Raw genomic sequence first — 18,861 nt, 5'->3', positions numbered from 1 at the left:
CCAAACAGCTTCTAAGTCATGCAACTGAACTTAGCCAACCCTATCGTCTTCTTCGACCTCGAGACCACCGGCGTAAATATCAGTAAGGATAGGATCATCGAAATTTCTCTCCTGAAAGTCGCCCCCAACGGTAAGGAGGAAAGTAAGACTCGTCGTATCAATCCGGGCATACCCATCCCACCAGAGGCGACGGCTATTCACGGTATCAGCGACGAAGATGTCAAGGACTGTCCCACCTTCAAAGAGATCGCCAAATCACTCGCTGCACAGATTGAAGGCTGCGATTTAGCGGGATTTAATTCCAACCGATTTGATATTCCCCTCCTTGCCGAGGAATTTCTGCGGGCGGACGTCGATATCGATCTCTCCAAACGCAAATTTGTCGACGTGCAGACCATCTTCCATAAGATGGAACAGCGCACACTGTCTGCCGCATACAAGTTTTATTGCGGAAAAAGCCTCGAGGACGCCCACAGTGCCGCGGCAGATACCTTCGCTACGTACGAGGTGCTCAAGGCGCAACTGGACCGTTACCCGGACCTCAAAAACGACATCCGCTTCCTATCGGAGTTCTCCTGCTTCACGAACAACGTGGACTTTGCCGGCCGTATGATCTACAACGACAAGGGCGAAGAGGTGATCAACTTCGGCAAATACAAGGGGCGCCTCGTCACGGAGGTCTTGAAGGCCGATCCGGGCTATTATGCGTGGATGATGAGCGGCGATTTCCCGCTGAACACCAAACAAAAACTGACCGAGATACGCATGCGCCTCAAGTAGCCTGCGAATCACACCGCTTATCCCCCAACCCAAGCACGATGAATAGTCAATCCCCCTCCCCAAGACTCGCGGAGCGGAAGATCATCCTCGGCGTCACGGGAAGTATAGCCGCGTATAAGGCGGCCTACCTCACTCGTGCCCTCATCAAGGAGGGCGCAGAGGTGCAGGTGGTTATGACGCCCGCAGCCAAGGAGTTCATCACCCCGCTCACCCTCTCTACCCTCAGTCGAAAGCCCGTCGTCAGCGAGTTCTTTTCCCGACGCGACGGCTCGTGGCACAGCCACGTCGATCTGGGTCTCTGGGCCGACGCCATGCTCATCGCGCCCGCCACGGCGGCTACGATCGGCAAGATGGCTCAGGGCGTGGCTGACAATATGCTCGTCACCACTTACCTCTCGTGCAAGGCGCCCGTTTTCGTGGCCCCTGCAATGGATCTCGACATGTATGCGCACCCCGCCACACAGGCAAACCTCGCTCGCTTGCGCACCTTTGGCAACCGGATCATTGAGCCCGCTGAGGGAGAGCTGGCCAGCACACTCGTGGGCCGTGGGCGGATGGAGGAACCGGAGCGCATCGTCGACATACTGGCCTCTGCACTCAACGAGGTGGGCGATCTGCGCGGGCGTACAGTCTTGATTACCGCCGGGCCGACCTATGAGAAGATCGATCCGGTCCGTTTCATCGGCAACTACTCCTCCGGCAAAATGGGGTTTGCCCTCGCCGAGGCCTGCGCACGCCGCGGCGCAGAGGTGCGACTCGTGGCCGGCCCCGTGGCGCTGGGCACGACACACCCGCACATCACTCGCACCGATGTCGAGTCGGCCGACGAAATGTATGACGCCGCCACTGCACTCTTCCCGGGGTGCGACATCGCCATCTTGGCCGCCGCCGTCGCAGATTATCGGCCCCACACCCCCGCGGAGGTGAAAATCAAACGTGAAGAGACGGGCCACCTCACCCTGCCGCTCGTCTCCAACCGCGATATTGCCGCCGCGCTCGGCCGTCGCAAACGTCCCGACCAGCGCCTCGTGGGCTTCGCACTCGAGACGAACGACGAGCGCGCGCACGCTGAGGAGAAGCTCCGCCGTAAGCGCCTCGACCTCATCGTCCTCAACTCCCTGCAAGACGCGGGCGCCGGTTTCGGCGTCGACACGAACAAGATCACCGTGATCGACACCCTCGGGAACGCACGCGACTTCCCTCTCAAAAGCAAGACAGAGCTGGCCGACGACATCATCGACTGCCTGCTCCCCTTCCTCCCCCCAAAAAACGAGTAAACAATGACGAAGCACAGCATCCGAGCCACGCTTTTCTTGGTTTTTACCCTTCTCACCGCCGTGGCAGCCCCCGCACAAGTCTCCGAATTGAATGCCCGCCTGACGATAAACAGCGATAAGATCCAAGGCACGAATAAGGACATCTTCAAGACCCTTCAAACCGCGCTCAACGAGTTCATCAACAACAGGAAATGGACTAACGCGCGCTTCGCGCCCAATGAGCGCATCGATTGCACCTTCACGCTCATCGTCAACACGATGGAAAACGATAGGTTTAGTTGCGAACTCCAAGTCCAAGCCCGCCGCCCCGTCTATAACTCCGCCTACACCACGACCATTCTGAATTTTCGCGACACGAAGCTCGATTTCACTTACACCGAGCACGAGCCGCTCGAGTATAACGAGGCCACGCTCCAGAGTAATCTCACCGCCACCATCGTGTTCTATATCTACACCATCCTCGGGTTGGATTTCGACAGCTTTTCCCCCAAAGGTGGCAGCCCATTTCTGAGCCAAGCACAGCAGATAGTCACCCTCGCGCAGTCCGAGCCCTCCTGGAACGGCTGGAAGGCCTTCGACAACACGGCCAATCGCCACGCCCTCATCACGGCACTCACCGAACCGCAGGGCGAGGGCTTCCGGCAGTTCTGGTATGACTATCACCGCAAGGGGCTCGACGAGATGGCCGCCAATCCGGATCGCGGGCGCACGAACATCATCGCCGCGCTCCCCGCGCTGACTGCGCTCAAAAGCGCACGTCCCACCTCAGTCCTGTTGAACCTCTTCTCCGACGCGAAACTCGACGAGCTGACCGCCATCTATGCCAAGGCGACCACGCAGGAAAAGCAAGAGGGATATAAGCTGCTCTCCAACCTCTTCCCCGGATCCACCAGTCGCTTCGAGTCGCTCCGTAATTGACTGGGCATGACTCACACCACGTGCACCCCAACAAAGGGCTCATCACCCTGCACGACCCGCAAAGCCTGAATCCTCTAAATCATGTGAGTTCGACGCGTACGAGCCCACGTGAAATACCCTTCGGAACGTGGTGAAATACCGTTCGGAGGTGGTCGTCGATACGTTCCGAACCTCATTAAATACCCTTCAGAGGTGGTCACAACCACGTTCTGGACGTTATTTAACCACGTTCCGAGGGGTATTTAATATGGTTTAGAGGGGTATTTAATGACGTCCTGAGGGGTATTTAATACCGTTTCGAAGGGTATTTAATACGGTTCGGCGGGGTATTTAATCACGTCCTGAACCAACTATTCCCCTCAAAAGCAGAAGTCTCGATGTCGGAGTAAGTGGACTGATAATTAGGCAGAAAGGGGTCGATATGCTTCCGATTGCGTCGAGCGTAAAAGGCAGAAAAGTGCGATTTTAGGCAGAAGTTCAGTTACCAAAGCATTACCCCGCCCCGCGACAGGTAACGAGGGTGCAAAAGCAGGTAACTGAGTCTTTCTCGCACACGGTTCTTTTGCATTGATATACAGGATTCTGCACAGGTAACGGACGCTTTGAACCGGGTAATTTTGCCCACAGTTTTCAAAGCGTATGGATGACATGAAAATGAAGGTGTTGCTCTACCTCAAAAAGAGCAGTCGCGACAGGTCGGGCAAGGCGCCGATCATGGGACGGATCACGCTGGGGCGTTCCATTGCACAGTTCAGTTGCAAGCTGTTCTGCAATCCCGATTTGTGGAACCCGCGCGAAAGTCGGGTGGACGGGAAGAGCCGTGAGGCGGTCGAAGTCAATGGACGATTGGACAACCTCCTTCTTGCCGTTCAGTCTTCCTATCAGTCCTTGCTTGCCAAGGGATCTCCATTTGACGCAACCGACATCAAGGAGCATTTCCAAGGCAGCGTGCAGAGTCGAACCATGCTTTTGGAGCGGTTTGACGGCCTGATCGAGGATATGGAGGAGCACGTCGGGATAGACATCAAAAGAGAGTCTTTGGTCTTGTATCGTCAGACAAGAATGAGGCTGCAACAGTTCATTCGGGCGAAGCATAACGCTTCGGACTTGACCTTTTCGCAGCTCACGGAAGACTTCGTCAAGCGGTTCGAGCAGTTCGCAACCGGAGAGGTAGGGCTAAAACAAAGCACCTGCTACAACATGGTCGTCCTTGTCAAAAAGGTCTGCAAGCTGGCGTATCGAGAAGGCGCGGCAGACACCTTGTTATTCGACAATGTGCATGTAGACAAGGGAGACAGTCGACTGCCCAAAGCGCTCGATAGGGAAGCGTTGGACATGTTAAAGGCGCTCTGTTTTGACGGCTGGGAGGCTGACTTGGAGACAGCGCGCGATGTGTTTCTTTTCGCCTGTTACACCGGCGCCGCCTATTGCGATCTAATGGCACTGAACCGTGGGCATCTTGTCTGCGACGACGAAGGCGCCCTTTGGCTGAAGTTCAACCGGCAGAAGACGGGTGTCCTCTGCCGTGTAAAGCTGTTGCCCGAGGCCCTTCAACTGATGAACAAATTGCATGATGAATCGAGGGATACGTTGCTTCCTCACATCCATTACATAACCTATCAATCGCATCTGAAAGCCCTCCGACTGCGGGCCGGTATCACGCTGCCCTTCACCACACACACCGCTCGACACACCTTCGCTACGCTCATCACCTTGGAACAGGGCGTGCCCATCGAGACCGTCAGCAAGATGCTTGGACATAGCACAGTGCGCATGACCGAGCGATATGCGAAGGTGACACCGCAGAAGTTATTCGAGGAGTTCGATCGCTTAATCGCCTTCACCGAAGATTTGCACCTAACCATTTAACCACAGACCAACATGAGAAGTACATTCAAGATCCTGTTCTACATCAACAGGCAGAAGACAAAAGCAGACGGCAAGACAGCCATCTTTTGCCGCGTCACTATCGATGGTAGGAGCACAGCTATTACCACAGGTGAGGAATGTCTGCCGGCCGAATGGAACAGCAGACAGGGGACAGCCGGCGAAAAGAAAATCAACCAACGCCTCGCAGCGTTCAAGGAGCTTGTGGAAAAGACTTACGCGGAAATGCTCACGAAGGACGGCATAGTCAGTGCAGAACTGCTCAAGAACCGCTTGCAGGGCGTTGCCGCCGTACCGACCACCCTTTTGGCCATGAGCGAGGCGGAACTGCAATCTGTGAAGGCATGCGTAGGCAAGTCGAAAGCTGAAAGCACCTACCAAAACCTGATCTATTCGGACAAGCTGCTTCGGGCGTTCATGAAGGAAAACGGAGGGCGAGACATCCCCCTCGTAGGCATTACGGAAGATCTGTTTGAGGACTTCCGCTTCTTTCTCAAAAAACGCGGTTTGGCGGCATCGACCATGAACAAGCACCTCTGCCGATTGAGTCGATTGATGTATCGTGCGGTAGACTTGAAAGTCATCCGCTGCCATCCTTTTGAAGATGTCACCTATGAAAAAGAGGAAAGGAAGATTCGATTCTTGCAAAAGAGCGACGTGGCCAAGCTCATGGCGCTGAAAGTGAACGACAGGGACGCAGAGCAGGCCCGGCAGATGTTCCTCTTTTCCTGCTTCACCGGACTGGCCATTGCGGATATGGAACGCCTGAAGTTCTCGCACATTCAAACAGCTGCCGATGGCGGGAGGTATATCCGCAAGGAACGGCAGAAGACAAAAGTCGAGTCTGTCGTGCCGCTACATCCGATCGCGGAGGAGATCCTTAGCAGATGCCGGGAGAATCAGGCGGTGAAAGGAAAAGGCGAGGACCTTATCTTTCCACGCAGTTGCAGCCGCAGTGTGATGAATAGCAAACTGAGTACTGTGGGACTGGCGTGTGGCGTCAGGCAACGACTGTCTTTCCACATGGCACGCCACACGTTCGGAACCCTGTCGCTCAGCGCAGGCATCCCGATAGAGAGCATCGCCAAGATGATGGGACATGCCTCCATCTCCAGCACGCAGATCTATGCGCAGGTGACGGACAAAAAGATCTCGGAAGACATGGACAAGCTGATCCAAAAGCAACAAGCGGCTTCAGTGTGATTCCTAGGACGGCTGTCTAACGTAAAACGGCATACTTTTTCCCTTTCACTGATTCTATCTTACTACATGACTACAATGGGGGTAATACAGTGAAAGAAGAGGGGTTGAGGTGTAGTCAGGATAGATGAAACCATTCTGACTACACCTTACTCCCCTTCTTTTTCATTCCTCTTTCATGTGATATGCCTTTGTGTAGAGAGAGAGATTCAACTCTTCACTCGCAGTGTCCGCATGGCATTGAACACGGCTAAGACGGTGACGCCGACATCTGCAAAGACGGCCATCCACATCGTGGCGATGCCAAATCCGGCCAAAAGGAGTACGAGCACCTTGATCACAATAGCAAACCATGCGTTCTGCATGGCCACACCGATGGTCTTGCGAGAGATGGATATGGCTCCTGCCACCTTCGACGGACGATCGTCCATCAATACCACATCGGCAGCCTCTACTGCTGCGTCCGATCCGAGGGCACCCATAGCCACGCCTACGTCCGCACGGGCTAGTACAGGCGCATCGTTGATGCCGTCGCCGACGAAGAGCAGACTGCCTCCGGCTTTCTTCTCCTTCATCAATCGCTCAAGGTGGCTCACCTTATCGGCCGGTAACAATCCGGTCTGCACCTCGTCGATTCCGATCCGCTTGGCCACATCCTCACCCACCTCTTTGCGGTCGCCGGTAAGCATGACGGTCTTTCGTACGCCCAAGGCTTTAAGCGCATCAATGGCTTCGCTGGCGTCGTCTTTGATCTCGTCAGAGATGACGATGTGCCCCATGTATGTGCCATCCACAGCCAGATGTATGATTGTACCTATCAGCTTGCAAGGCAGCCATTGGGCGCCAATGCTGTCCATCATTTTCGTGTTACCCACGCTCACGCTGCGGCCATTGACTTGAGCGCGGATGCCATGTCCGGCTATCTCCTCCACATCCTTCACCGTGCAGTCGTCCGACTCTTCGGGGTATGCCTCACGCAGCGACTGTGCGATGGGGTGCGTGGAGAAACGCTCTACGTGAGCGGCTAAATGGAGCAGCTCCCGATCGCTGATTGCCTTGGGGTGTATGGCGTTTACGCTGAACACGCCCCGCGTGAGGGTGCCCGTCTTGTCAAACACCACCGTGTCCGCCTTGGCCAACGTGTCCATGTAGTTTCCGCCCTTGATAAGGATGCCTTGTCGCGAAGCCCCACCGATGCCACCAAAGAAGGTCAGAGGGATGGATAGCACCAAGGCGCAGGGGCAGGACACAACTAAGAAGGTGAGTGCGCGATTCAGCCAAAGCGGGAAGACGGCTACAAAGTCGCCCGAGAGCAGTGGCGGCAGGATGGCCAGCGCAAGAGAGATATAGACCACGATGGGAGTATAGACCTTCGCAAAACGGGTGATGAAGTTTTCGCTCTTCGACTTGTTCTCTCCGGCGCTTTCTACCAGACGAATGATCTTGGAGACGGTAGATTCGCCGAAGCTCTTCTCCACCCGCATCTTGATCATTCCGCTGACATTGACGCAGCCCGAGATGACCCTGTCGCCGCGGCCCACTGTGCGCGGAACACTCTCGCCCGTCAGCGCCACGGTGTTCAGGCTTGATGTCCCTTCGATGACGATGCCGTCCATCGGCACTTTGTCTCCTGGTCGCAGCACAAGCAGCTCTCCCACGGCTACAGTCTCGGGGTGCACCGCCTCGGTTACACCGTTACGCTCCACCGTGGCCGTATCCGGACGGATGTCCATCAGCTCGGCGATGGAGCGTCGGCTGCGATCCTCGGCATATTCTTCAAACAGTTCGCCCACCTGAAAGAAGAGCATCACAAAGACAGCCTCGGTGAACTCCGGCTCGGCGCCGGGCAGGAAGCCGATCAGCATAGCGCCAAGCGTAGCTATGCTCATCAGCAGATGTTCGTTGAATGGATCTCGTTCCATAATGCCCTCCCAGGCTTCAGCCAAGATGTCGTAACTCACGAGCAGGTAGGAAGGCAAGTAGATCAACAGTAGTTGCCATACGGGCAACACGGCGTTTCTCTCCACCGCCACGGCTGCGATGAGTAGGAGTGCGGAGAGGATGATTCGCTGTAATTTCTTGTTCTTTATCATGATGATGTGATTGGATATGCAATTCTTATGCAGTAATGATTCGACGTATGCCAGCCACCTTCTTCCCCAAGCCTCAAAGGAATCCAACCTTCGGGAGAGGCCATTCCCGAGCCTCGGAAATGGGTCTAACCTTCGGGAGAGGGCATTCCCGAGCCTCGGAAATGGGTCCAACCTTCGGGAGAGGGCATTCCCGAACCTCGGAAATGGGTCCAACCTTCGGGAGAGGGCATTCCCGAGCCTCGGAAATGGGCCCAACCTTCGGGAGAGGCCACTCCCGAGCCTCGGAAATGGGCCCAACCTTCGGGAGAGGTCATTTCCCGACTGAGGAAATGGGTCCGACCTTCGGGAGAGGCCATTTCCCGAGTCAGGAAATGGGTCCAACCTTCGGGAGAGGCCATTTCCCGACTGAGGAAATGGGTCCAACCTTCGGGAAAGGCCATTTCCCGACTGAGGAAATGGGTCCAACCTTCGGGAGAGGTCATTTCCCGACTGAGGAAATGGGTCCAACCTTCGGGAGAGGCCATTTCCCCATCGAGGAAAGGAAGGCTTTATCGCCTCTGCTACTCCTCGCCGGTCTCTCCTTTTTTCATTTCGGAGAGTAGATAGTAAGCCCCAGAAAGAGCCACCGTTCTTCCCTCCATCTTCAAATCTTCTTGGACGGGCTTTACTGCCACCATGCCATTCTCTTCTTTGATTTTCGTCACAGCAATGGGGGTAAACGTCCATTTGTCACCGACTCTTACCGCCGCGAAGATGTACGACTTATCCTCTTCATCCACCACGGCTTCTGCCGGTACAGCTTTCATCGTCGAAACGCCTGCTGCAATTTGCGCTTCCACATAGAGACCTGAGATGAGTGCATCCTTAGCCCCATCCATATCCACCCTTACGGGGACGGACTGCATGTTGCTGTCAAACGTTTTCCCGATGGCGTAGATTTTACCCTTGAAGACCTTTCCTCCATCTCCGGCAGCCTGCACCTGCAGATCGACTTCTTGCCCTTTTTGCAATCGGGGCAGATCGCTCTGATAGACCTGCAATTCGGCGAAGAGGCTTTGCGTGTTTATGATTCTCATCATAGGCGTTTCAGGGGCGGCATACTGCCCCGTCTCCACATCGATCCGCTCCACGGTTCCGGCTATGGGGCTGGTTACGGCAATGGCCGAGACTGCCTTTCCGGCCCTTAGGGATGAGGGTGCGATTCCCAATTGTTGCAGTTGTGTCGTCAGCATGCGAATCTCGCTGTTGATGATTTGCAGTTCCGATTTTGTTCTGTCGTAGTCTTTGCCGGCGCCTACCTTTTCGTCCATCATCTGAGTTTGTCGCTGGTACTCTTTACTGAGATAATCGCGACGGTTAACCGCCGTGAGATAACGCGACTGGATCTCTAATAAGTCTGGATGAGACAGGTAGGCCAACACTTGCCCCTTCGTCACCTCTTGCCCTTCCCTGACCAGCACGCGCTCCACATTGGCCCCCATCTTGGGCGCTATCGAAGCCTCGCCTTGCGGCGAGGTGGTGAGCCGCCCACTTGCTTGAATGGTTCCGGCAAAGGTGTGATCGGCCAATGCACCGGTCGTGATGTTCAGCTGTTGCATTTGTTTGTCGGTAAGCTCCACGGTGTTCTTTTCGGGCAAGTCCTCGCTTCGGCCTTCTTCCTGTTCATTCTTTGTGCCGCATGATGCTACGAGCAGGGCTGCGGCGATATATAAGCATGCTTTCTTTTTCATTGTCGTCATAGGTTGAGATATTGTAAATCGATTTGTGTTTGAAGTAACTGTTCGTAGGCCGTCCAATAGTCGAGTTCTGTTTGGACGGCATCGCCCATAGTCTGAATGAATCCGATATAGTCGGTGGCCCCTAAGCGATAAGCCGCTGCGGCCCCTTTCTGCTGCTCGCGTGCGGTGGGTAAGGCCGTTTGATGATAATACATCAGCAAACGTTTCCACTTCTGATACTGTGCCATGAGGCTGTTCTCCGTTGCGCGGAGTGCTATTTGAGCCGCCTCGAAGTCAGCCGTAGCCATATCACGCTCGATGCGTGCTGCCTTCTCCCGTGCCCGATAAGACTTTCTGAACAGGGGAACGCTCACCCCGACGTCGATGCTCCAATAGCCCATGCGATTTCCCATCATTTTCGTTCCTCCTTCTACGAAGAACGTGGGGAGTGATTTCGATTTTTCCAAAGAGATATTCTCAGTTGCCAGCTTCACTTTCTCGGCGTAAAGTCTCGACAGTGGGCTATCGGCTACGCTGTCTCTATCCGCGACCTGCAAAGGCTCTTCCGGGGCAACCGTCGGCTCGTAGACACCATCGCCTAACCACAGCGAGAGCTGCATCACGGCTATGCGATAGTCATCTGCAGCCTGCCGCTTTTCTTCAGCCGTCTGTATGGCCTTCTTCCTGGCCGTGAGGTATTCCAGATAGGAGGTTTCTCGGGCATCGTATTTCGCTTTTGCCGCCATTTCAAAGCTACCATAGATAGAGTCTATTGTCGCATAAACCTCCATTCGTTGGCCGGCGACATAGGCTTGGACATAGGCCTGGCTGACCCTCTTCTGCAACTGCTTGCGGGTGAGTTCTGCCGCAGCGCTGGCCGTGGACACCATTTGAGATTGATGGCGACTGCGCGCCTTGTTACCCAAAAAGTGAAGGTTTTGCCGCACACTGAGCAGGGTGAAAGTGCCCTCATTTCCCCTACCGATTTCGTCTGCACCGGCAGAGAATTCGGTCGTCCCAATGTCGTTTACGCCGGCCTTCATCGCCGTTTCATGATCTACGGACAATTGCGCAGCTTTCATCGTCGGGTAATACTGCTCGGCCAACACAAGGGCTTGTTTGAGATCTACTTTCTGTTGAGAACGGGCTTGGACGGGAGCACCTACCCCAAATGCTATGATTAACAGCGTAAGGGGAAGCGACCGTTTGAACGATAGCCGCCCCGATTTCTCTTCCAAAGCATATAGCACAGGGACGATGATTAACGTGAGTAACGTGGCTGTAAAAAGGCCACCGATTACAACCGTAGCCAACGGACGCTGCACCTCTGCACCGGCAGAAGCAGACACCGCCATCGGCAAGAAGCCCAGCATGGCCGCCGTAGCTGTGAGTAAAATAGGGCGGATGCGCTCCTTCGTACCCAAGATGATCCTTCTATTTATGTCGGTCACACCTTCTTGTTTGAGAGCGTTGAAACGATTGATAAGCACAAGTCCGTTAAGCACAGCCACACCGAACAACACGATAAAGCCAACACCGGCCGAGATGGAGAAAGACATTCCCCGTAAGGCCAAAGCAAAAACACCGCCTATCGTGGCCAGCGGAACAGCCATGTAAATCATCAGGCTTTGCTTAAGCGAATTGAGAGCGAAATAGAGGAGCAAGAAAATGAGCGATAAGGCGATTGGCAGTACAACGGCCAGGCGCTCTTTAGCTTCTTGTAGATTCTGAAACTCTCCGCCATAGGTCAGATGGTAGCCGGGAGGCAATTCGAGCTGTCTCTCTAATTGCTTTTGTATGTCGGCCACCACTGACGCCACATCACGCCCACGAACATTCACCCCAACATATATGCGGCGCGAAGCCTGGTCGCGCGAGATCTGCATAGGGCCTGATTGATAGCTGATGTTGGCCACCTCACCAAGCGGAATCTGTCTACCGTCAGGAAGATCGATGAACAGATACCTCAGATTGTCGATGCCTTTGCGATAAGTATCGCTCAAGCGTAACACAAGGTCAAAGCGCTTTTCACCCTCGAAGACGACTCCGGCCGGACCTCCTGCAAAGGCTGCACTCACATAGCGATTGAGCTTATCTACCTCCAACCCGTACTGAGCCAAGCGGCGACGGTCGTACTTTACAGTGATCTGTGGTAGTCCGGCTGTGCGTTCAAGAGCCACATCACCTGCCCCCGGCACCTTACTGATGATATTTACCATCTGTTCGCCCAGCTTATTCAATTGTTCGAGATCATCACCGTAAAGTTTTACCGCGACATCCTCGCGTACCCCGGTCAGCAACTCATTAAAACGGAGCGCTACGGGCTGAGAGAAAGCGAAATTGAGTCCGGGTAACGTTTGCAGTTTCGCCTTGATCTTTTCTATCAGCTCTTCTTTGCTTTTGGCTGATGTCCACTTGCTCCTATCTTTTTCCAAGATGATAAAGCTGTCTGTATAATCAAAGCCCATTGGGTCCGTGGGGATGTCAGCCACACCGATCCGGGCACATACGGTCTTGATCTCCGGAAAGCTCCTTAACAAAAGCCTTTCCACCTCTTTCTCCCTTTCAATAGTCTCTGAAAGTGAGCTGCCCGGTCGCAGAAACGTTTGCATGGCAATGTCTCCTTCATCCAGCTCGGGAATAAACTCTCCACCCATTTTCGAGAAAACAAAGACAGCCACCCCAAACAGTCCTATGGCGGAGAGAATAACACTCCGTTTATGCCGCAAAGCGAAGGTAAGCATCGGCCTGTAAACACGGATTATGGCCCCGATAAAACGATTGCTCAGCTGCTCTAATTTTTGTTCTGCACGTGCCATATAACTATCCGCATGGCTTGAAGGGTTCATCCATAATGAAGACACCATCGGCACATACGTTAGGCAAAGTATGAGAGCACCCAGTACAGCAAACGAGAAGGTGTAAGCCATAGGCGCAAACATCTTTCCACTTACGCCGGCGAGGAATAAAATAGGGGTAAACACAATGAGGATGATGAGTTGACCGAAGAATGCGGAATGCATCATCGTGGAAGAGGCCTTATAACTGATCTCATCCATATCCGTGCGACTAAGGGAATCTTGCTGCTGACGAATGCGGCACTCTATTTCGAAAACAACGCCTTCGACAATAATCACAGCGCCGTCCACTATAATGCCGAAGTCTATGGCACCAAGGCTCATCAAGTTGGCCCATACGCCGAAGACACGCATTAAAATGAAAGCAAAAAGCAGTGATAGTGGTATGACAGAGGCCGTGATGATTCCGCCGCGTACACTGCCTAACAATAAGACGAGCACAAAGATGACAATGAGCGCACCTTCAATCAGATTACGAGCGATGGTGCTTGTGGTGCGGCCTATCAGATTGGATCGATCGAGGAAAGGTTTCAGCTCAATGTCCGACGGAAGGGACTTTTGTACTTGCCTCATCCTTTCCTTCACAGCGGTTACCACTTTGTCTGAATTAGCTCCTTTGAGCATCAGTATCATTCCACCCACAGCTTCTCGCCCATCTTGCGTAAATGCGCCATAGCGGACCTGTGATCCATAATCCACCTTGTCGGCTATGTCGCGAATGAGCATCGGTCGGCCGTTGTTGTTCTTTACGACAATGTCTTTTATATCGTCTAATGACTTCACCAAGCCTTCACCTCGAATAAAGTGGGCCATATGGTTCTTCTCAATGTATGCACCGCCTGTATTGGCATTGTTGCGGCTCAAGGCCTCATACACGTCGCTAATGCTTACACTCATTGCTTTGAGCTTTTCCGGATTAAGGGACACCTCGTATTGCTTTACACTTCCGCCGAACGAATTGACCTCTACTACGCCGGGGAGCATGGATAAGCGCCGCTTCACAAGCCAGTCTTGCATTGTGCGTAATTCTTGTGCTGTATATCGGGCCGAATCCCTGGGTACGAGCGTGTACTGATAGATTTCGCCAAGTCCTGTAGTAATGGGGCCCATTTCGGGTGTGCCGAATCCTTCGGGTATATCTGCGCGGACTTCTTCGAGTTTTTCTTGAACCAACTGTCGTGGAAGATAAGTCCCGAAATCATCCTTAAAAACAATCGTAACGACCGAAAGGCCGAAACGGGAAACAGAACGAATATCTTCTACGCCCGGCAGATTTGACATGGCCAGCTCTACTGGATAAGTGACAAACTGCTCTATATCGGCCGCAGAAAGATTTTCTGATACAGTGATGACTTGCACCTGATTGTTGGTAATATCCGGTGTTGAGTCGATGTTGATGGTGCTCATCGAGTAAAGGCCGCCTCCAATAATGGCAACTAATAGCAGCACCACCAAAAACTTATGTTTGATGGAGAAGAAAATAATTCGATTGATCATGTTTCTATACTGTGAATTATATGTGTGTGAAATTGCCGGAATCCGCTTCTTGCAGATCCCGAGAAAAACAACGAGATATAATTACAGTATGGGAGGTGCACGCAATCCACCCGATGAAATACAACAATCTAAAAAGCGGATTAGCGGCTCTTGGAATGCTTTTTCATAAGGTGAAACGTCGGCTTGAGGTATTGCGAGAATGGACAATACCACAGCATACAGCATATGTGCCTGTTGTGAAACAGCCTGCTTGAGTTGTTGCAGGCCCTTTTCTCCTATAAATATTTGCTTGATTTGGTCAATAGAGCAGTCTTCTGAGTTTGATTCCTGCTCTGTAGCGTGATGTGCCGTGTGCTGATCGTTGATGTTACCGTCAACATCACAGATTTCCTCCGTAAAGCACACCGCTTTCAAATGGTGGTGATGAGGCAAAAAAGTAACTGACAGCACCAACAGTGTTGCCAGCCACAGATTGAATAAATATGCCTTTTTCCTTATCACGTTGCAAAGATGACGATTTGATCTCATCTGTCCGATGTAACATGCTGATATTGCATATTATTTGCAGAATCCTCTATTCGCTTGGACGGTTGTTCATAAGGAGCTTCTCCCTTTGTAATCCTCCTCCAAGATCTTTTCAAGATCCGAGACCTTGTAAAGGATCTTACCGGCGAACTGCGTGTAGGGGGATGATCTTTCGATCGCGATAATCCTGCAAAGTGCGAGGGCTGATGTAGAGTCGTTCGCAAAACAGTGAGGAAATGGCTGGCATAGCATGGGTGCAGCTGCCGTTCATTCGGAAAACAGCGGCATTTGAATGCAGATATCAACCTGCGAATCGTCTCTAAGCTCTTTTCCTTTCAATGCCATTTTGTCTTATCGGATGGGCGAATCACTTCCTTGCAAAGCCTATTCTCTGAAGAAATCGGCAGCAAACAGACGCAACATCATGCCGGAATGCGCTGCATGCTTGGATGCCGGGGATGCTCATCACACTTTCACCCCCCGAAAACTCATCCAAACCAACCAAACAGGCAGATAGAAGCAACATAAATGACTTCAGTGGATCACTGAACTCCCCTCCTTCAAATCTGTAGTAGCAACATGTAGTCAGCCGCGTAGTGACTTCGATTTGCATGGATGCTATTGGGAAACAGTCGATTATGGCGATTGTAGTTTGTAGTAAGAAGAAGCCAAAAAGTACGGGCGTTTGATCTTAAATCACTTGCATTCCAATAAAACACCACACCATTTCATTCCCCATCTCAATGTTTGATCAGTATGAAAGAAGAAAACCTATCGACCATCAGGCGGTACCCCATCACGGCGTACTTGGAAAGTAAAGGCATCACGCCCGTCCGACGGCTGGCGGCCTATGCAATGTACCGTTCACCATTGCGGGATGAACGCCACCCCAGCTTCAAGGTAGACACCGAGAAGAACCTGTGGATCGACTATTCCGAGGGCCGTGGAGGTAGCATTATTGACCTCTATATGCGGCTCGAGGGGTGCACCCTTCCGGAGGCCATCCGCTGTTTGGGGAAGATGATTTTCGGTCGCACGACGAGCGATTACCCGCGGACGGAATCCCACCTTCATAGCCCCGAGAGAACAGACGGAGGAAGAAAATTGATCGGCATATCGGATGACCTTCCGCCACATTTGCAAGACTACCTGACAAAAGAGCGGTGTATCGACCTCGGTCGGGCCTGGCCCTTCCTCCGATGCGTCCGCTACGAAGTGAGGGGACGGGAGTACGAAGTCATCGGCTTTGCCAATGCCTCGGGCGGCTACGAACTACGGGGCACCGGGCTGTTCAAGGGTACACTAGCGCCGAAGGACATTACACCCATCTTTCCCGACAGGCGGCAGCCAGTCTGCCTCTTCGAAGGCTTCATGGACTTCCTCTCCTTCCTTTCAATGAAAGAAAAGGTCGGTAACCATTGCCTCGTGATGAACTCTGTGGCTAATGTCGGGCGGTGCATCCGTTACTTGCGCGAGCGGCACATCACGGTCCTTCGTGCGTTCCTCGATAATGACGACGCTGGAAGGCGAACCTTGGGCACGTTCATCGAAGCTGGGTTTCTGGTGGAAGACATGGCCGTACACTACCAAGGATGCAAGGATCTCAACGAATTCCATGTCAACCGCATCCGTCGCCTACGAGAACAACATGGACAAGCTCCAATCACAACCAAACCAACCCACACAATCAAACTAAAAAGGAGATAGCAACCATGAAAGAGAAAGACACCAACAAAGCAGATCGGGAGTTTCTCGACGTCTATTTGGGAGAAACGCATCCACAGGAAGCAGAGCCATCCGGGCAATCCGTGCATGCCGAGAGTGCACTCACACCGAAACGCATCAGCGCCAAAATGAGACGAGGGACGCTGGAGGCTTACAAGCAGACCTTCCTCGTCCCCGCCAAGCTGACAGATCGTCGGGCGGTCTACCTCAGTCGGGCGACTCAGGAGCGCGCCGACTTCGTTGTCCGTCGATTGGGAGATCGAGGCGCCAACCTCTCGAGCTTCGTGGAGCGCATCGTGCGTGCCCATTTGGAAGACTACGACGAGGAGATCGAGGAGTGGCGAAAGCTGTAATCCAAGTACACAGATTCATCAAAGAGTTCACGAACGATAAGCACGTCAAGCAATCAACAACTGCCTGAATGCACAGCAAGCTGTGATTGTAAGAAACATTATAGGGTATGTAACGGAGCGTGACGACGGTAATGCAAGACGTCAGTTTGTTCCCACAAACTGCGCTTGCTCCCCCGCCCCTGTCGGTCGGTGGAGAGGGCCGTAATCACATCCGTTCTCATCGGCCCGAACCATAGAATAAGTACCACAGAAAAGACCTATCCACATGAAAAGACACCCCCAAAAGGAAGACAAGAAGCCGAACAAGACCGCCTTTATCAAGGTCAGATGCACGGCCGAGGAGAAGGAGCGGATCCGTTCGAGAGCCACAAACGCGGGGCGGAAATACTCCGACTACTGCCGCGAGATGTTACTGGGTGGATCCGTCATCGCCGTCCCTCCGATGGGTGACAACGAGAAGGAAGCGCTCGCCATCCTCCGTCAGACAGCGCTATTCTACGCGCACATTTCTAACCTGATTAAGGTCAAGGACGTCTCCTGGGTAGACGCGACGAAGGCACTCGCCACCTATGCCAAGATCGCTTTTAAGCGGTTCTTCAGCTCCCGCTATCGGGTCCCCGAGGAGGTATTTAAGCGCTTAAATATTGAAGACCATGATCGCAAAGTGTAAGGCCATCGCACACGGAGGCAACGCGCTGGAGTACATCTTTCGCGAGGGAAAGCTCGGCCGGCTTCTCGCCCTCCACAACCTCTGTGGCGAAACGCCAAAGGAGATCCACGAGGAGATGAGGCTGATTGGCGACTACAACAGTCGCTGCAAAAACAAGTTCCTGCGCATCGAGATCGGCATCGCCCCGCAGGACGAGCCGCAGATGACGTTCAAGACCCTGAACCGCCTCGCACTGCTCTTTGCCAAGCAGATGGGGCTGGACGACCATCAATGGGTGTCCGTCACGCATAAGGACACTGACAACCTGTACATCCACATCATCGCCAATCGGATCAGTCTCGGTGGGCAGGCCTACAACACCACATTCGTGAGCAATCGTGCGGCGAGAGTGGCCGAAGAACTCAGCCGCAAGTACGGGCTGACCATCGCCAACGAAGTCCACTCCGCGCGACCGCATCGAAAAGCCCAAGCCAATCCGGCAAGAGACCGCACGAAGCAACAAGTGCGGAGCATCTGCTACACCCTACTGGACAAACACCGCGGAAAAGGCTTGTCGGGTCACTCCATGTTCCTCTACGAACTCCACCAAAGCGGCGTCACGATCGACCGCATGAAAAACAAACAGGGCAAAGTCTACGGGCTGAAGTTTACCTACGGCGAGCACAGTTTCAAGGCCTCCGAGATCGGTCGTGAGTTTGGTTTTCGCACCCTGCCGAAACAGTTCGAAATCGGCAATGCGCAGAAGCCCATCATCCCCTTCGCCCATTCCTCCATGAGCCCTACGAAAGACAGTACCTCTATCATACAAGTCACAGGTTCCGTTGTAAACACCGCTTTAGACACCGCGGAAAGCCTTCTTTCGAAGACTGGAGAGGTCACAGCTCTACAGACACACGGCGCAGACTACGCCGAGATCGCATGGCAACGGCGCTTAAGAAACCAAACCGGGAAAAAGAAGAAGCGAGGGAGGGGGATATGATGTTTGACATTCATCCGCTCCATCCATCCCGACCTTTCCCAAACCGAAAGAATTACATCAAAAACGCCTGTTTTTCAAATAGTCATAGTAACATTGCACCCTCAAATGACAAGCGCCCTTTGTTTGTGCAGATTCTAGCAACCCCAAGCGCTTCGCTCGTTTCTACTTCGTTACCTATCCAATGTCTACGACCGACTAACTTCTTCTTTTACAGAGGGATATTTCTAAATAGTTTTCTCCCGAACCATATTTAATGACGTTCGGAACGTGATTATGACCACCTCCGAACGGTATTTCACCACGTTCCGAAGGGTATTAAATATCCCGAGGAACGGCTCCAAAACACACTTCATTTTGAGGCCCTCGCCTATGGATCGGCCA

At 53.1% G+C, this 18,861-nt stretch carries 13 protein-coding genes and 1 pseudogene; 9 read left to right on the top strand and 5 right to left on the bottom strand.

The features are described from left to right. Positions 1-18: 18 nt before the first annotated feature. From C7123_RS09580 to C7123_RS09560, 5 genes are all read left to right on the top strand, one after another. Positions 19-780, top strand: coding sequence for a 3'-5' exonuclease (locus C7123_RS09580; RefSeq protein WP_069174885.1), 762 nt, complete (start codon positions 19-21; stop codon positions 778-780). Between the two features lie 38 nt (positions 781-818). Then, entirely contained in the window at positions 819-2,057 is a 1,239-nt protein-coding gene (gene coaBC / locus C7123_RS09575) for a bifunctional phosphopantothenoylcysteine decarboxylase/phosphopantothenate--cysteine ligase CoaBC (RefSeq protein ID WP_069174884.1), read from the top strand. Positions 2,058-2,060: 3 nt separating this feature from the next. After that, entirely contained in the window at positions 2,061-2,975 is a 915-nt protein-coding gene (gene porD, locus C7123_RS09570; protein ID WP_038011666.1) for a type IX secretion system protein PorD, read from the top strand. Positions 2,976-3,614: 639 nt separating this feature from the next. After that, positions 3,615-4,844, top strand: coding sequence for a site-specific integrase (locus C7123_RS09565; protein ID WP_069174883.1), 1,230 nt, complete (start codon positions 3,615-3,617; stop codon positions 4,842-4,844). Positions 4,845-4,856: 12 nt separating this feature from the next. Continuing rightward, the gene (locus C7123_RS09560; protein ID WP_069174882.1) at positions 4,857-6,065 is read left to right on the top strand and encodes a site-specific integrase; all 1,209 of its coding nucleotides are present in this window, start codon (positions 4,857-4,859) and stop codon (positions 6,063-6,065) included. Positions 6,066-6,271: 206 nt separating this feature from the next. Here the strand turns inward: C7123_RS09560 and C7123_RS09555 are convergent, their stop codons facing one another. From C7123_RS09555 to C7123_RS09535, 5 genes and pseudogenes are all read right to left on the bottom strand, one after another. After that, on the bottom strand, positions 6,272-8,155 hold the full coding sequence (locus C7123_RS09555; protein WP_069174881.1) for a heavy metal translocating P-type ATPase: 1,884 nt from the start codon (positions 8,153-8,155) through the stop codon (positions 6,272-6,274). 560 nt (positions 8,156-8,715) lie between these two features. Further along, entirely contained in the window at positions 8,716-9,885 is a 1,170-nt protein-coding gene (locus C7123_RS09550; RefSeq protein WP_069176327.1) for an efflux RND transporter periplasmic adaptor subunit, read from the bottom strand. A gap of 5 nt (positions 9,886-9,890) precedes the next feature. Beyond that, positions 9,891-14,228 (bottom strand): CusA/CzcA family heavy metal efflux RND transporter, encoded by a 4,338-nt coding sequence (locus tag C7123_RS09545; protein ID WP_069174880.1) that lies wholly within the window; start codon positions 14,226-14,228, stop codon positions 9,891-9,893. A gap of 81 nt (positions 14,229-14,309) precedes the next feature. Then, positions 14,310-14,729: a DUF6769 family protein gene (locus C7123_RS09540; protein WP_069174879.1), complete on the bottom strand. Its 420-nt coding sequence runs from the start codon at positions 14,727-14,729 to the stop codon at positions 14,310-14,312. A 93-nt stretch (positions 14,730-14,822) separates the two neighbouring features. Next, a pseudogene (locus tag C7123_RS09535) lies at positions 14,823-14,976 on the bottom strand (helix-turn-helix domain-containing protein); the annotation flags it as partial. A gap of 533 nt (positions 14,977-15,509) precedes the next feature. Between C7123_RS09535 and C7123_RS09530 the strand changes: the two are divergent. The 4 genes from C7123_RS09530 (at position 15,510) to C7123_RS09515 (ending at position 18,480) form a co-directional block, all read left to right on the top strand. Continuing rightward, positions 15,510-16,460 (top strand): toprim domain-containing protein, encoded by a 951-nt coding sequence (locus C7123_RS09530; RefSeq protein WP_069174878.1) that lies wholly within the window; start codon positions 15,510-15,512, stop codon positions 16,458-16,460. 5 nt (positions 16,461-16,465) lie between these two features. After that, complete coding sequence (locus C7123_RS09525; protein ID WP_069174877.1) at positions 16,466-16,831, top strand: DUF3408 domain-containing protein; 366 nt, start codon at positions 16,466-16,468, stop codon at positions 16,829-16,831. 265 nt (positions 16,832-17,096) lie between these two features. After that, on the top strand, positions 17,097-17,501 hold the full coding sequence (locus tag C7123_RS09520; protein WP_069174876.1) for a plasmid mobilization protein: 405 nt from the start codon (positions 17,097-17,099) through the stop codon (positions 17,499-17,501). Then, positions 17,485-18,480 carry a relaxase/mobilization nuclease domain-containing protein gene (locus C7123_RS09515; protein ID WP_069174875.1) on the top strand — a complete coding sequence of 332 codons (996 nt, stop codon included), beginning with the start codon at positions 17,485-17,487 and terminating at the stop codon, positions 18,478-18,480. The genes C7123_RS09520 and C7123_RS09515 overlap by 17 nt, the downstream gene beginning before the upstream one ends. The last annotated feature ends 381 nt before the right edge of the window (positions 18,481-18,861 follow it).

This window comes from Tannerella serpentiformis (assembly GCF_003033925.1).
Taxonomy (GTDB): Bacteria; Bacteroidota; Bacteroidia; order Bacteroidales; family Tannerellaceae; genus Tannerella; species Tannerella serpentiformis.
The sequence above is the reverse complement of the archived record's forward strand: the minus strand, read 5'-3'. Positions and strand labels throughout refer to the sequence as shown.